This is a genomic window from Pedobacter sp. AW31-3R (genome assembly GCF_052180285.1).
In the GTDB taxonomy this organism is placed as follows: Bacteria; Bacteroidota; Bacteroidia; order Sphingobacteriales; family Sphingobacteriaceae; genus Pedobacter.
Map to the genome: position 1 here is coordinate 5450100 of NZ_CP197475.1, position 14841 is coordinate 5464940.

The following is a 14841-nucleotide window of genomic DNA, read 5'->3' on the forward strand; positions in this document are numbered from 1 at the left end:
ATTTCTTCGCGGCATCAGCTATTGCGATTTTGCCCGGCGTCCTTCAGCCTCTGAACTGCCGGAACGCTGTCTTGCCGCCTTAATATCCTTGCTGCCGAAGCGGTAAACACAGGTAAGCCAAAACACCTGCGATTCCCACCTTTCTTTGACCACATAATTCTGGGAAGGAATGGCACTGGTAATCTGGCTCCGCTGCATTTTAAAGATGTCATTTGCAGCCAGCTTCACATCCATCTTCTGCTCAAAAAACGATTTTTTGATTCCCAGGTCAACACTATACTGTGGTTCAATAATCAGGGTACCATAGATCTGTCTTGACTGGTAGTATGCTGAAGTTTCTATGCTTGTGGTTTTGTTCACTGTCACACTTTGGTTGGTATTCAAGTTGAAAGCCAGCCTCCCGCTCTTATAAGGGGAGCCAGCAATATCTGGCGCACTGAACCTATTGTAATAACCCGTGAAATTATTACTGGTGTTCCACCATTTCGTCACCTGCACCGGATAACTCACATTCAGGTTATAAGCATCCTGTGCAGCCAGGTTTTGTTTAGAGATAAAAATCGTTTTAGTTGCAGTATCTGTTAGCAATACATCCGTAATTACATCCTTCGTACGGCTAAAGGCGACAGATATATTCAGGGTTTTCCTGTAACTGTACGACAATTCAAATGCATTTGTATACTGGGGTTTTAAGAATGGATTACCATAACGGTAACTATACAGGTCAACAAAATACACAAAAGGGTTCAGCGAGCCATAATCCGGACGGTCAATCCTTCTGCTGTAAGACACCCCCATATCGTGGTTTTTCGACAGTTCCTGGTTAATAAATACACTTGGGAAAAGATTAAGGTAATTGCGGTTTACAATTTTATTCTCCGTTACAGAGTTTCCCTTCGAATTGGTCTGCTCTGCCCTCAGTCCCAGTTGTACATTCGTCGTTTTAAACTTCCTGTTGATGTTGGCATATGCTGCATTGATATTTTCATTGTACAGGAATGTATTGCTGCGACGGGCATCATTCTGCCAGGCATTGTCCGTAAAGTTCTCAAATACGAAATGATTGTCCGTCTCTACAAAGCTCGATTTCAGTCCCATTTCCAGCTTCATTGTTTTATTCAGCGGATAGGTATAATCTGTTTTTGCAGCCCATATATTGATCTTCTTAGGCGTGAAATTGCGGAACAGGTAATCATCTTTTGAGGTTTGTCCCGCAGCATCCAGGTATTGGTTATGGAAAGCAATATCCTCCCTGTCACGGTACTGGGAATAATCGGCATCAAAGCTAATTTCCTGTCCCAAGGTATCAATTACTGATTTAAAATTGAGGTTAACAGACATCCCGGTGTATTTATTCCTGCTGGGGTTTCGGGCTACAACCGAAGAATCTGTTTTAGATGGGCGGTCACCTATGAGTGTTAAAATCTTTGCATCATTTGCTCCCTGACTATCGTATCCATTGATTGCCAAGCCCAGGGTATTCCGGTCATTAATGAAATAATCTAGGCCACCTTTATAATTGTGGCTCGTTCTCTTCTTGGTCATATAATTGGTCTGGTCGAAATAGGTTTTATCTGTTGCGGTATTGTTCAGCCTTACAATATCCGTACTGCCGAACCTTTTGGTACTTGCGAAATCATAGTTTCCGAATACATTGAACTTTTTCTCCCGGTGGTTTAAGGTTAATCCAGCTATGGCCTTATAAAAACGACCATAACCACCACCACCTAAAACAGATCCGTTGGTGCCATAATTGCGGTTCTTCTTGAACCTGATATTGATGATACCCGAATTTCCTGCGGCATCGTATTTGGAAGAAGGGTTGGTGATGAGCTCAATAGACTGGATGGCACTGCCTCCGGTAGACCTGAGCAGGTTCGCCAGTTGCTCGGAAGACAGGTAAGTAGGTTTACCGTCAATCATGACATTCACCCCTTTTTTCCCCCTTAAACTCAGGTTACCATCTTTATCTACAGTCACCCCCGGCGATTTCTGGAGAATTTCCAGGGCATTGTTGCCCACCGACAAAGCGCTGTTCTCCACATTGATCACGGTTTTATCAATCTGTCTTTCCACGAGTGGTTTTTGCTTAACGATCTCCACTCCCTTCAGCTGCCTGCTGTCCTGCGCCAGTTGCACCTCCTTCAGCACCTGAACATTTTTTTCTGCGGAAACAGAAAAGGGCCCCCGGTATATCTTTTTATAACCCACTACATAAAAAGCCACCACATAAGTTCCCGGTTCAATATTATTCAACTGAAACGTTCCGTTATCGGCAGATAAAGTGCCTTTGACCACTGCTGAATCCTTTGCATTCAGCAGACTTACAGTGGTATAAGGAAACCCTTTTCCGGTCTCATCCAGTACCTTTCCGGAAATATCTCCCTTTACAGGGCTTGTTTGTGCCTTCAGCTGCAAACAAGCAATACTGAAAAGCAAAAGGGTGGCGAAGGAAGTATTTAGGTGTAGTCTCATGCCTATTTGACACGAAACCAAAATTAAAGTTGCAGGCCTTCCTGCACTACTCTACCAAATTGATCCAATTTTCGACCAACCTGCTAAATACTTCGACAAGCAAGTACAACAATCGCCACAACTGCCCAAATGATCCCCCAGTATTGCAATGCAATAAAATAAAGGTCATGTCTCGATTTACGATTCAACCCTATTCCCAGAAAGAAAACCATTGGAGCAGAAGCCAGGAGACTATAAAGAAAAAGTTCCAGGCTAGAATTACCATTCAGGCCAAAAAAATATATCCCAGCTAAAATGGTACACAATGGAATCAGGATCGCTAAAATCCCCCAGCCTCTGTATATCAACATCGTTTAAAGTTTAACTGATGAATCTCCATTCCTGATTAATTCCAATCCACATTCAGGTTATTATCCTTCGCAAAGGACTTTCCTTTTTCCAGCAATGCCGCATACCGTTCTTCAAATCCTGCATTATACTTTTCTTCAATAGTTTTGATCAGCTCATCTTTTTGCTCCTGGGGAGCTTTCGCATCGCATAACTTTGCATAGGCGGTATACTCATTTTTATAGACCGGTAATGCGAACTCATACAGGGCGATAGAACGTTGTTTGATCTCTTTTCTTTCCTCACTGTTATCGTTCAGGGCTTTAATATCATTAAGGGATTTCTCCATATACAGGATATTATTCTGGATATGTTTAATCGCCTCGTCACCATTTTTTTTGCTGGAAGGGATATCGGCAAATTCCTTCGTTTCATCATTGATATGTTTGGCCAGAATAGGGGTACCAAAATCTGACATCGTATTTGTATTGAGCACGGCAACGCCAAAAAACTTATCCGGGTCCTCAGCGCAGGACTGTAAGCATAAGGAAAGCGTTAAGGTAAAGGCGACAGCAATTTTAGCTGCAAAGGGTTTGATGTGTTGAATCATATATAAATTTTAAGTGTAAATATTCAGGACTTATCCAGCAAGGATCTTTCCCTTTTCGGTATCAAATTCTGCCTTGGTAAGGATCCCGGCATCCAGTAATTCTTTGAGGTCCATTAAAGCCTGCTTTTTATTGTTTAGGGGCTGTTGAGCTGCAGTTTCGGACGGTGGTCCGGCAATCATGTCATCCTTAGCCTTATCCTTAGGGCCAAAAGCCAGTAGCAAGGCTGTAATTTCATTAAAACCTTTGATATTGGAATAATCAATGGCTTTCTGCTCCTTCACATTGATCAGGGCAGTGTCGGCACCGTTCTCCAGCAGGTACTTCACCATATCCTTCTTGCCATTCGCCGCAGCATAATGTAAGGCGGTATTTCCACTCTCATCCTGGATATTCACCAGGGCACCCTGTTCCACCAATAGTTTCACCATACTCAGGTGCCCCATTTTCACAGCGACATGGAGCAGGCTTTCCGCTCCATACTGATAGGTACTATGGAGTGAAAAATTACTATCATTGGAAAGGTTATTTGCTGTTTGTACCCAATCCAGGTAGGAATCCATGGCATCTTCATTGCCCGATAAGGGCTTACTGTAGTTCACGTCAATTCCATGCTGCAGGAAAAGGGAGACAATCTCCTTCTGATTATGGCTGCAGGCATACCAGATCGGCGATAAACCCGTATTGGAAGACACGGTAATATCGGCATTGTGCGCTACCAACAGCTTAATCATCATGTTGTTATTCTGGTAACAGGCCAACAACAGTGGTGTTTCCCCGGCATGATTGGCCTGATTAATTGCGGCACCATTTTCCATTAATGCTGCAATGGCAGCTAAACTTCCTGCATTTACCCCATAAAAGAGCGCCGAATTTCCGGCTTTATCAGTCGCATTGGCATTTGCGCCATTGCTGAGGAACAATTCAACCACTTCCTTATTCCTGCTGCAGGCCGCGAACATCAGCGCAGTTTCGGCCTGGTTATTCTCTGCATCAATCTGCACGCCGGTCTGCACTATTTCCCGGATGGTCTCTACCTGAGCCGTTCTTGCGGTAATATGTAAGAGACCGTTTCCCTGATGGTCACTGATATCTGCCCGGGCACCCCTTTCCAGTAAATAATGGGCGGTTTGTTTTTGCTTTTGCAGACAGGCAAAAAACAGGGGTGTTTCTCCATTATGGTCTTCATAATCTATTTCTGCACCGGCATCGATCAATGATTTCACGATATCCAGGTAGCCCCTGTGTGCAGCATAATGCAATGCCGTCCTCCCCTTTTCATCGGTATAGGCAACATCAACCTCCTTATTTTTAAGCAGGATCTCCGCAATTTTTCTTTTACCCGATTCACAGGCAATTATAAATGACATCGACATATGTTTAATTCTTGTTGGTAAGCAATAGTTCCACAGTTTTCGACTTCAGGTTATCCGAAGAGGCCAGCATTAAAGGCGTTTCATCCCTGCTATTGCTGAGGTTTGCATCAGCCCCCAGCTCCAGTAATGCCTTCACCTTTCTATACGTATCCTTCGCCGCCTCTTTATCAAAATTGATATCATATTTACACACCAGGTGCAGGATGGTGTTCCCCTCCTCATCTGTTGCCGATACTTCTACTTTTCCGGTATCGAGAATAGCCTTGAATATTTCAAATGGCTTTTCCGCAGCAGTAGCCACAGGTGTTTTCTCTTTGCCATAGTACAGGGCAGGAGCATACAGGTCGGCTCCATCTTCAATCATCCTGGTCAGGAAGTTTAGTGATTCCTCCGCAGGGCGATTCAATCTCTTGATATATTCATGGAGGATGGTCTCCCCATTTTTGGTACGCAGTTCAAAATCAGGACTTTCATATTCCACCATCTTCAGGTAAAGCTTAGGATTCAGCATGTTCACTACGGCATTGTAAAATGCCGTCTCGCCCGACTTATCCTGCACATTACAACTGGCACCATTCTCCAGCAAAATTTCAATGAGTACTGGTTTATTCCTGGATATCGCTTCCATCAACGGGGTCTTGTCCACCACATTCGTTGCATTGATATCCAATCCTTCGGCTAAAAACAAGACAAGGTATTCTGCCGCCCGTTCCGGATTGATCCTGTTATTTGAGGTGATCTGGTGCAAATAGGTATCTTCGGCATTGTTTACCCAGTTGATATCGCAACCTGCCTGGATCAGGCCTTTAATGATAAACAGTGCTGTTCCGTTTTCCAAAGCATAGGCGAGTATACTTTCCCCTTTCACCTCATCATTGAGACTTTGCAGCCTGGAGAGAAAATCGTCTAAAAAGGCAACCGACTCTTCATCTTCCTTCAGGTTTTTAAAAATCGACTGAACAAGCGTACGGTCGAAAGTATCATACTCAAAAAGATCCGTTTCAATTAACTGATGATCAACCAGCAACTGGATGATATCGAAGGCCCTGCCAATAATCAGTTGATCAAAAAGCGGTATCCTTTCAAAAGGCCGTAAGTCGGATGGAAAATTTGATTCCTCTTTTAAGAGTTCCCTTGCTTCCTGGAAATTACTATTCTTAAATGCTTCTACTAATAAGGTGTGATCCTGCATAAAACAACCGCTAAATATGTTTAATTCCTAAAAAACATATTCAAATCAAAGATTGAGCCGTTTGTGTACCGTATTTTATGAATCCTTTATAGCTCCTTCATTACCTGCCATTTCTGTGAAAAATAATTTGGAATAGAAAACATATCCATGCAGATAAGGAAAATTTACATATGATGACCTTTTTATGCTACAATAGCAATTGTAAAAAAAATGAAAAAGAAAAGGCCATAAAAAATGCCTCAAATCATATCTCAAATTTGGGGGCATTTTTTATGGCTTTCTCTTCTAATGGCGTAAACCAGTGTGTTATTTCTTCCGCTTGGCGGGCAATAAAACTTTAAGTATTTTGTGGAAAATGGCCGTATTCGGATAAGTGCCGCGAAACTCAGCTGATTGCGGACCATACGCATACACAGGAACCATAATATTGGTATGGTCATTCGTACTGAATTCCCCCTGGATCCTTCCTTCCTCAGCCGAAGCTTCCAGCAAAGTCAATCCTCCGGTTTCATGGTCTGCGGTCACCAAAACAAGTGTTTCCCCATCCTCATCGGCAAAAGCTAAGGCGGCGGCTACAGCCTTATCAAAATCATGCAATTCCGTCACTACATAAGGCAGGTCGTTGGCATGACCTCCGTAATCGATCTGCGCCCCCTCAGCCATAATGAAAAAGCCTTCCTTATTGTCAGACAATAATTCTATGGTCTTTTTTAAAGATTGTACCAGCATATCGCCCCTTCCATTTTTTACAGGCCGGGTCACGCTATCCGGTAACAGCACCAGCTGTTTTCCATGGCGCTGCTGTTTAAAGTCGGCCATGGAACTGCTCCAGGTATATCCTTTGGCTTTCAATGAATCCATTAAGGTTGTATCTGCATTGGCCAGAAAACTTCTTTCATTCGAACCGACCAATATCTCCACCTTACTTTTCAGCAAGTCTTTGGCGATCGCCTGATTAAAAGAGCGGTCGGTCTGATGTGCATAAAATGCCGCTGGTGTGGCATCAGTAATATCAGCAGAACTAATCACCCCACTCTTCATTCCATAAAGGGCCAAAGTATCGGGTAGATTGGTCCTGTTTTTATCATCTGGCCCCATACCAATGTACCGGTTATTGGTTTTTTCTCCCACTGCCATGGCTGTACCTCCCGCAGCAGAATCCGTATTTCCCGAATTTGCAGCCGCCGTTTGTGAAAAACCGCTGTTGCGCATGGAGGTAATATTCAGATTCCCATGGTTGGCAATCCAGCCGGCATGCACCTGGGCAAGCCCCATTCCATCCCCGATCAGCAAGATCACATTTTTAACTTTCTTCTTGATGCCGTCCGATTTAAAAGTTGGGCTATACACCGGATAAGCAACCGGGTTGGTATAGCTCAGCTTATCTTTATGCTGGTAAAAATCATGCAGCTGTTCCGGCTGATCGGTATTGATCCAGTCTACCCCTAAACGTTCCAGTTCTACCCAGGTATTCGGGCTATCCTGGGTTGCCCAGAACCGGAAGGGCTTATGCTGCGCATGGGCCTTCTCAATCACCGATTTTAATTTCAGCTCATCGGCTTTCGTCGGCGTTCCCTTACCATTCCATTCGGTATAATTTTGGAGTTCATCACTGATCATACATACCCTTTTCAACTGATCGGCGGTATAGTCAATATAAGGCCGGCCGTCAAAAGAGATAAAATCCGGATAGTTTTTAAATTCCCCAGGTGGCGGAACATCACCGCTCAGGGCAATAGTAATAGCCTTCGGATTTTTCGAATGGTCAAAAATGGCATCAAATGATTTCAGTTCCCTGATCAGGATAGGTAATACCTGCTGGTAGTTTTCCTTGATATCGATGACCAGCTGAAGCCGCTGTACCGGATTCGGGTAAGGGTTATTCCCATTCTTCGCATAAAATTTCGCCAGGGGTTCCAGGTATAACTTCCTCAAGGTAGCCTCCTGACTAATTTCCGTGGTATCATGGGCAACATACAGCTGGCCATTTTTCAGGAAAATATCAGCTTCAATAGATCCCATGCGGGCATAATAAGACTGCAAAAGTGGGATATTCTGGTGATAGTCATTGTGACTATGCCCGTTATTAAAAGACAGCCCTGTTTGGGCCTCTGCCTTGCTAAACAGCAGGCAGAGGCTCAGGGTAGAAAATATTAAAGTTCTTTTTACCATCCGGGATTTTGTTTAATCACCCCTTTACTGTTGTCAATTTCACGCTGAGGTACAGCCCATACATCGTGTACCTGCGGATTGAAAGCCCTGGCAGCCCAGATCTGTTTTCCATCATAATCATGCAATGGCTGAGCATAAGTTGCCTGAGCATCACCCCATCTGACCAGATCACGGTGACGGTCAGCCCATTCTCCGGCCAGCTCATTGCGGCGTTCACGTTTCAGGTCTGCCAGGGTCATTCCTATTTTTGCGGCCAGGCCGGCACGTACACGGATACGGTTCAGTTCTGTATCCCCTGCTCCGGCACCACTCAGCTGAATTGCAGCTTCTGCTTTAATCAATAAAACTTCTGCAAAGCGCATCAGAGGAACATTCAAATCTGTCGTTCCATTATCACCATTCGGATTCACGTGAAGTGGAATAGGATTGGCATAGCTAAAAGGTTCCATATATTTTTTAAACTGGTAGTTTGATGTTGCACCGGCATCTTTGGTAAAAGTACGCTCAGTACCGAAGAACATAAATTTATCGCCTGGCTTCAGGATAGTTGCTTCACGACGCTGATCGCCTGCTTCGAATGAGTCATACAATTCTTTGGTTGGCAGGTAATATCCCCAGCCATTGTATATCCCCCATGCTTTATTGGTCAGCATTACCCCCGGTAGTTTACTTCCCCAGCCAGTACCACCACCATTTGGCGTACATACAACAGACCAGATGTATTCTTTCGACCAGTTGTTGGAAGCTTTAAAAACATCAGCAAAGCTGGTCAGTACCAATTCATGCTGACCGGAGCTGATCACCATATCGGCATACTTCTGCGCATTGGCATAATCCTTTTTGTAGAGATACACTTTAGATAAATACGCCCAGGCAGCAGTCTTATGACCTTTACCATAATCAGCAGCAGCCATCTGTGAGAATAATGGCAGGTTATCTGCAGCCTTCAGGAACAGGTCAATGATATAATCATAATTTTCATTCACATTCGCCGCTCTTGGGATTGCGACAGCCGCATCAGCTTCTGGTGTTACGATAGGCACACCGGCTTTATCATTTCCATAATTTGCTGCCAGTTGAAAATAAACCAGACCTTCCTGGAAATAAGCATCTCCTATAATCTGTTTTTTCAGTGTTTCATCCATCTCAATGGCGGGAACATTTTTGATCACATCATTGGCTGCCTTAATAATTGCATAACGTAATGACCATTGCGTTTCAGTATATCCACCACCTATATAACTCCTGTTGAAATCTTTGATATTATCACCTTCAGGTTTATTACGTCCTGTTACCATATCATCGCTGGCATTGATAAACCAAAACATCCCACGACCATAAAAGTCTTCACTGTTATAGTTGTTGTACATACCCACCTGACCTTTTATAGCATCTTCTTTCGTTTTCCAGAAATTCTTTACAGAAGGTGCACCTTCAGGAACAATGTCCAATTGTTTTGAGCAACCACTTAAAAGGGCAAGAGCTGCTAATGCCATCATTTTTATATTGTGTTTCATTTTTTTCTTGTTGTTTTTCAATTTATAAACTCAAACTAAGGCCAAACATAAACGTTCTTGCCTGCGGATAACGGCCTGCGTCCAAACCTAAATTGTCCATTCCTATTTCCGGATCAAAACCCGAGTAATCAGTGATCGTGAATAAATTGTTTGAAGTGGCATATACCCGGATAGCACCGGCTTTGAACTTATCACTTAAAGATTTAGGGAAAGTATAACCGATGGTAAGGTTACGAAGACGTAAATAAGAACCGTTTTCTACATAAAAGTCAGAGGCGTTAAAGTTTCCGTTAGCGTCTGAAGTAGATAAAATAGGTACTTTTCCACCTGGATTTTCAGGAGACCAGGCATCAAGAATACCAGATAATTTATTGTATGATGGTCCTGATGCACTGTAAGTGGTGCGTTTTACCGCATTAAAAAGTTCGTTACCGGCAACACCCTGAGCAAAAATATTGATATCAAAGTTTTTGTAACTCGCATTGAAACTCAAGCCATAAGAGAAATCAGGATAGGCACTTCCTGCAAAATAACGGTCATTACCATCAATGGCGCCACTGCCATCAAGGTCTGCGAACCTAAAATCACCGGCTTTGGCATTCGGCTGTATCTTATTTCCACTCGCATTCTTGTAATTGTCTGCTTCCTGCTGACTTTGGAATATACCCTCAGTTTTTAATACGTAGAAACTATACAAAGGCTGACCTACCCTTATGGCCAAAGGAGCCAATTCATTTCTGAAATTGTTAGTTACAGGAAGGGTCTGCTGCCCTGGAGCCAACTCCATTACTTTATTATTTAATTTTGTTAAGGTCGCATTTACTGAATACGTGAAAGCCCTGTCCGGATTGCTGTTATAGGTAATCCCCAACTCAATTCCTCTGTCACGAACCACACCTGCATTGATCGTTTGTGTACTCAAACCTGCAGTTCCTGGTAATGACTGGTTCATGATCATATTTTTCGTGTCTTTGATAAAATAATCAGCATTCAGGGAAAGTCTTCTGTTCAACACGCCCAGGTCGATACCAATATTTGTTTGCTCTGACTCTGCCCAGGTAAGATTTGTATTTTCAAGTACAGTAGAGATGTAACCATTCTGAGCAGTAGGCGTTTGTCCGAAGTAAGCTTGTGTACTGCTCAACAAAGGACTTACATCTGTTGGATTCAGGCTCGCAAGATTCCCCATCAAACCATAACTCGCCCTTAATTTCAGCTCATTTAACCAGGTACTTTCTTTCAGGAAATTCTCCCTGCTGATCACCCAGCCACCGGATGCTGAATAATAATAATTGGTTCTATTGTCGCTTGATAACATTGAAGTCGCATCCCTGCGGCCAATAAGAGACAAAAGATATTTTTCATCATAATTGTAATTTGCTCTTAAGAACTGAGAAGAGATCACTCTTTTATCCATGCTGGTTCCAATCGGCATCCTGATCGTCTTTGCATTAACCATGTAACGCAATTCAGGAGCTTCACTGTCAAACCCTGTTCCGATCACAGAAAGATACTTATTGGTCATTTTTTGAAAACTGTAACCGCCTACAAAATCTAAACCATGTAAGCCAATCTGGGTACGATAAGACAATACCTGCTCTGCGAGAAGATCGGTAATACGTCTATTGCTCTCTTCCAGGCTATTGTCCAATACCGGCTTACCCACCTCCGGGCGTTTTGGTATAAAACTTTTATAATTATTAAAAGTACTGGTAATACTTAAGTTAGATCTGAAGGTAAGACCTTTTGCCAGGGTAAGTTCGGCATAGGGGTTCACTGTGAGTATGTGTGTAGGATTCTGGATATCCATACGCTGCAATTCAGCAACAGGATTAATCACATCTCCATAATCACCGGGAGTTGGACCAGGAAGGCCTGCAAAAGAACCATCAGCATTATAGGCTGTACCATTTGTAGGATAATAAATAGCCGACAACAGTGCTCCGGTATAATCGCTGGTGGTGTTGGCACCATTTCCATTGGTATTGCTATAAGAGAGGTTTTCACCTATTTTTAACCAAGGAGTGATCACATGATCAGAATTGATCCTGAAATTATAACGTTTTACTTCTGTATTCTCTACAATACCTTCTGCTTTACGGTAGTTGAAACTCAGGAAGAAATTAGATTTGTCAGTACCTCCATTAATTGAAGTATTATAATCCTGTATCATACCTGTTCTGAATATTTCATCCATCCAGTTGGTACGTGTAATTAATCCATCAGGATACTTCGTTGCATCAAATGATGGCAGCAGTGTACTATTGCCATTCCTTGCCGCTGTAGCAGCCACTGTAGCACGTTCCTCAGCATTCAGGGGATCGAGTTTCTTCCACACACTCTGTGCACCAACTTTTGCATCAAAGCTGATCTGCAGTTTCCCGCCATGTCCATGTTTGGTTGTAATCAAGACCACACCACCGGAAGCCCTTGCACCATAAATAGCAGCGGCGGCATCTTTTAAGACCGACATCGATTCTATATCATTAGGGTTCAATTGCGGTGCACTGGTAAAAAGTACACCATCAACTACGTACAGCGGACTTTCACCATTGATACCACCAGCACCCCTGATGTTTACCCTTGGCGCTGCTGTTGGATCCCCACCTTCGTTGGTCACGATCACACCCGGCGACTTTCCTGCCAGTACTTCACCCACACTATTTAAAGAGCGGGAAGACAATTTATCCAATCCTACGGAAGTAATTGCTCCGGTAAGGGTGGCTTTCTTCTGGGTTCCATAACCCACCACAACCACTTCATTTAAAACAGACTTATCTTCGGTTAGTGTCACATTGATCACCGGTCTGCTGGTTACTTTAATCGTAACGGTTTTAAAACCGATCATGGAGAAGGAAAGCATGTCATTATCTTCCACACCGATGCTATATTTACCATCGATATCAGTTGTCGTACCCCTATTCGTACCCATTACTTTAACGGTTACACCCGGAATACCAGACATGCTGGTAGAATCCTTCACCGTACCGGTAATGACACGCAGAACCTTTTGAACTGGCACAGGCATTTTGCTAAGAATCACATATGCCCCTTTTTCAGTCCCGCGAAAACCCAATTGGTTCAGTAAATCCTGAACTTTCTCATTTTCAAAAGAACCGGTAACAGGCCTTGTATTTTTCGCGACCATGTCAGGATTATAAACAAAACGCAGTCCGGTTGCAGCTTCAATCTTTTTAAGGATAACGCCAGTCGACTGGCCTTTTGCGATCTTAATCGTAACCGTACTTTTATCTAACTTTTGAGCCATAATCGGCGAGGCCACGAGTGCCGAGCAAAAGATTAGGAGGACTGAAAGAGTTAACATTGAATATTTCATGATTTTATAAAGAGCGGGTAACCTCTTAATTGAGGGTGTTTTCATATATTTATAGGGTTTTATAACACAATTAGTTTTAAAATAAGCCAGGCAGTTATTGGCGTAAGGGCCGGCTTTAGCATTCCGGTACTGATCTGATCAGTACCGGTTCATGAGAAGTACTTATTTTTTCATATCTTATCTATTTTAAAGGTTTTATGATCATCAGCTGCCTTGAATTTTAAATGGTGCAGACTGCAGAGAATATCCAGGATTTCTTCCGCCTGTTGCCTGGTATTGAAAGTTGCCTTACATTTGAGTTCAGCGATAGACTGGTTTTCCAGTTCAATCCGGATACTGTAAGCATACTCCAGTTCGCGCAGTGCTTCACGTAAGGTAATCCCATCAAATACCAGTTTCACTTCAATAGGCACCGGCATATAGGTCACCTCAGCGCGCTGGTTTTCTTTATCAAAGGCAATCTGCTGGCCTTTGATCAGGGTAGCAAACTCCTGCCTCGAATTTCCGACAGCCACTTTCCCGGTTGCCACCAATACATCGATGCTTCTGCGGGCTTTATAAGATTTTATACGGAAAGAGGTACCGAGGACTGTTGTGGTAATGCTATCGGAAGTCTTCACCAGGAAGGGGCGTTTTTCTTCATGGGCGATCTTAAAAAAAGCTTCGCCTTCAGTCAATTCAACCGTACGGTTCGTGTGGCTGAAGTCCTTTGCGTAAGAAAGGCATGATGAAGGATTCAGCCAGATCTCAGAGCCATCAGCTAAAGTAAGTTTCTTTGTCTGTCCTGCTCCAGTTGTCACAGAGAATAATTCAGCCCTTGCAGGAGCTTTACCGGCAGGTTGCCATAAAGCAATGCCCATTGCGGCCACCACAAAAATCGCCGCAGCAATGCCAGACATCCTTAACAGGGCAGCCAGCTTCAACACTTTACGTTCCGGAGAAACTGCCATTGCCTTTTGAAGTCCGGCGAACATATCAGCTTTCATTTCAGCTTTTCTGCTATTGCCGATACGGGTGGTACTGTGCTCAAGAGAAGCGTACCATTCCTCTACCTTTTTTACTCCGGCAGGATCCAATTCCTGGTCTGCATATTTTTTCAGCAAATCTTTTGCTTTCTCTTCTTCTGTCATCTATATACCTGTCAGCTCAGCAGCGGATCGGTACCAGCAGAAATAGTTAAGCTTGCGTTAAGTTTACGTTAACAACAAACAAATGATCAAAATGAGGGTATAGGCAAGTTTTTCCCGGATTAATTTCAGGGCTGAGGAAATTTGGTTTTTCACCGTCTGTGCCGAAAGGTTAAGCTCCTCAGCAATCTCCTGAATAGATTTTTCCTGTTTCCTGCTCATGGAGATAATTACGCGCATTTTTTCCGGCAGTTCTTCCAGGGCATCATCAAACTGTTTATGGAGATCTTTCAGCATTAGCATATTTTCCGCGGAGGATGAGCTTTGGTTGCTGGTAAGGAGGGCAATATCCTCCTTATGTTTTTCACGGACCATGGCCGACTTAAAATAATTGATCACCTTATACTTAACAGCTCCCTTAAAGTAAGCCTCAATGCTTCCTTCAATATTCAGGCGTTCCCGGTTCTCCCATACGGAGATAAAAATCTCCTGTGTAATATCCTGGGCAATCTCTTCGTCCCGCAACCGCTTGTAAGCATTATCCAATACATCTTCCCAATACTTCTGGTAAAGATATTCCATTGCCAGGTGGTCCCCCTTTTTAAGAGAGGCCAGCAATGAAGATGCCGAAGGGGTATGAATTGTTCTGATCACTTTTTTTTTGCAAAGCTAGAGCTCCAATATTTCTTCCATATTAAGAAAGCTTGAAA

General features: G+C 43.3%; 10 protein-coding genes. All 10 read right to left on the bottom strand.

The window, feature by feature from the left end; all coding sequences use genetic code 11:
• Nucleotides 1–18 precede the first annotated feature (18 nt).
• The 10 genes from ACSBL2_RS22330 to ACSBL2_RS22375 all read right to left on the bottom strand — a co-directional run bounded on the left by ACSBL2_RS22330 (nucleotide 19) and on the right by ACSBL2_RS22375 (nucleotide 14785).
• Complete coding sequence (locus ACSBL2_RS22330) at nucleotides 19–2475, bottom strand: outer membrane beta-barrel protein (RefSeq protein ID WP_442588777.1); 2457 nt, start codon at nucleotides 2473–2475, stop codon at nucleotides 19–21.
• Between the two features lie 83 nt (nucleotides 2476–2558).
• Nucleotides 2559–2825, bottom strand: a complete 267-nt coding sequence (locus ACSBL2_RS22335) for a hypothetical protein (RefSeq protein WP_442588778.1) — start codon at nucleotides 2823–2825, stop codon at nucleotides 2559–2561.
• Nucleotides 2826–2860: 35 nt separating this feature from the next.
• Nucleotides 2861–3412 (bottom strand): hypothetical protein, encoded by a 552-nt coding sequence (locus ACSBL2_RS22340; RefSeq protein WP_442588779.1) that lies wholly within the window; start codon nucleotides 3410–3412, stop codon nucleotides 2861–2863.
• A gap of 30 nt (nucleotides 3413–3442) precedes the next feature.
• The gene (locus ACSBL2_RS22345; protein WP_442588780.1) at nucleotides 3443–4780 is read right to left on the bottom strand and encodes an ankyrin repeat domain-containing protein; all 1338 of its coding nucleotides are present in this window, start codon (nucleotides 4778–4780) and stop codon (nucleotides 3443–3445) included.
• Between the two features lie 10 nt (nucleotides 4781–4790).
• Complete coding sequence (locus ACSBL2_RS22350; RefSeq protein ID WP_442588781.1) at nucleotides 4791–5978, bottom strand: ankyrin repeat domain-containing protein; 1188 nt, start codon at nucleotides 5976–5978, stop codon at nucleotides 4791–4793.
• Nucleotides 5979–6284: 306 nt separating this feature from the next.
• On the bottom strand, nucleotides 6285–8150 hold the full coding sequence (locus ACSBL2_RS22355) for an alkaline phosphatase (RefSeq protein ID WP_442588782.1): 1866 nt from the start codon (nucleotides 8148–8150) through the stop codon (nucleotides 6285–6287).
• The gene (locus ACSBL2_RS22360) at nucleotides 8144–9667 is read right to left on the bottom strand and encodes a RagB/SusD family nutrient uptake outer membrane protein (protein WP_442588783.1); all 1524 of its coding nucleotides are present in this window, start codon (nucleotides 9665–9667) and stop codon (nucleotides 8144–8146) included. Before ACSBL2_RS22360 ends, ACSBL2_RS22355 begins: the two co-directional genes overlap by 7 nt.
• A 22-nt stretch (nucleotides 9668–9689) precedes the next feature.
• Nucleotides 9690–12992 (bottom strand): SusC/RagA family TonB-linked outer membrane protein, encoded by a 3303-nt coding sequence (locus ACSBL2_RS22365; protein ID WP_442588784.1) that lies wholly within the window; start codon nucleotides 12990–12992, stop codon nucleotides 9690–9692.
• Between the two features lie 182 nt (nucleotides 12993–13174).
• Nucleotides 13175–14134 (bottom strand): FecR family protein, encoded by a 960-nt coding sequence (locus ACSBL2_RS22370; protein ID WP_442588785.1) that lies wholly within the window; start codon nucleotides 14132–14134, stop codon nucleotides 13175–13177.
• Nucleotides 14135–14197: 63 nt separating this feature from the next.
• A complete protein-coding gene (locus ACSBL2_RS22375; RefSeq protein ID WP_442588786.1) occupies nucleotides 14198–14785 on the bottom strand; it encodes an RNA polymerase sigma factor in 588 nt (195 codons plus the stop codon).
• Between the last annotated feature and the right edge of the window lie 56 nt (nucleotides 14786–14841).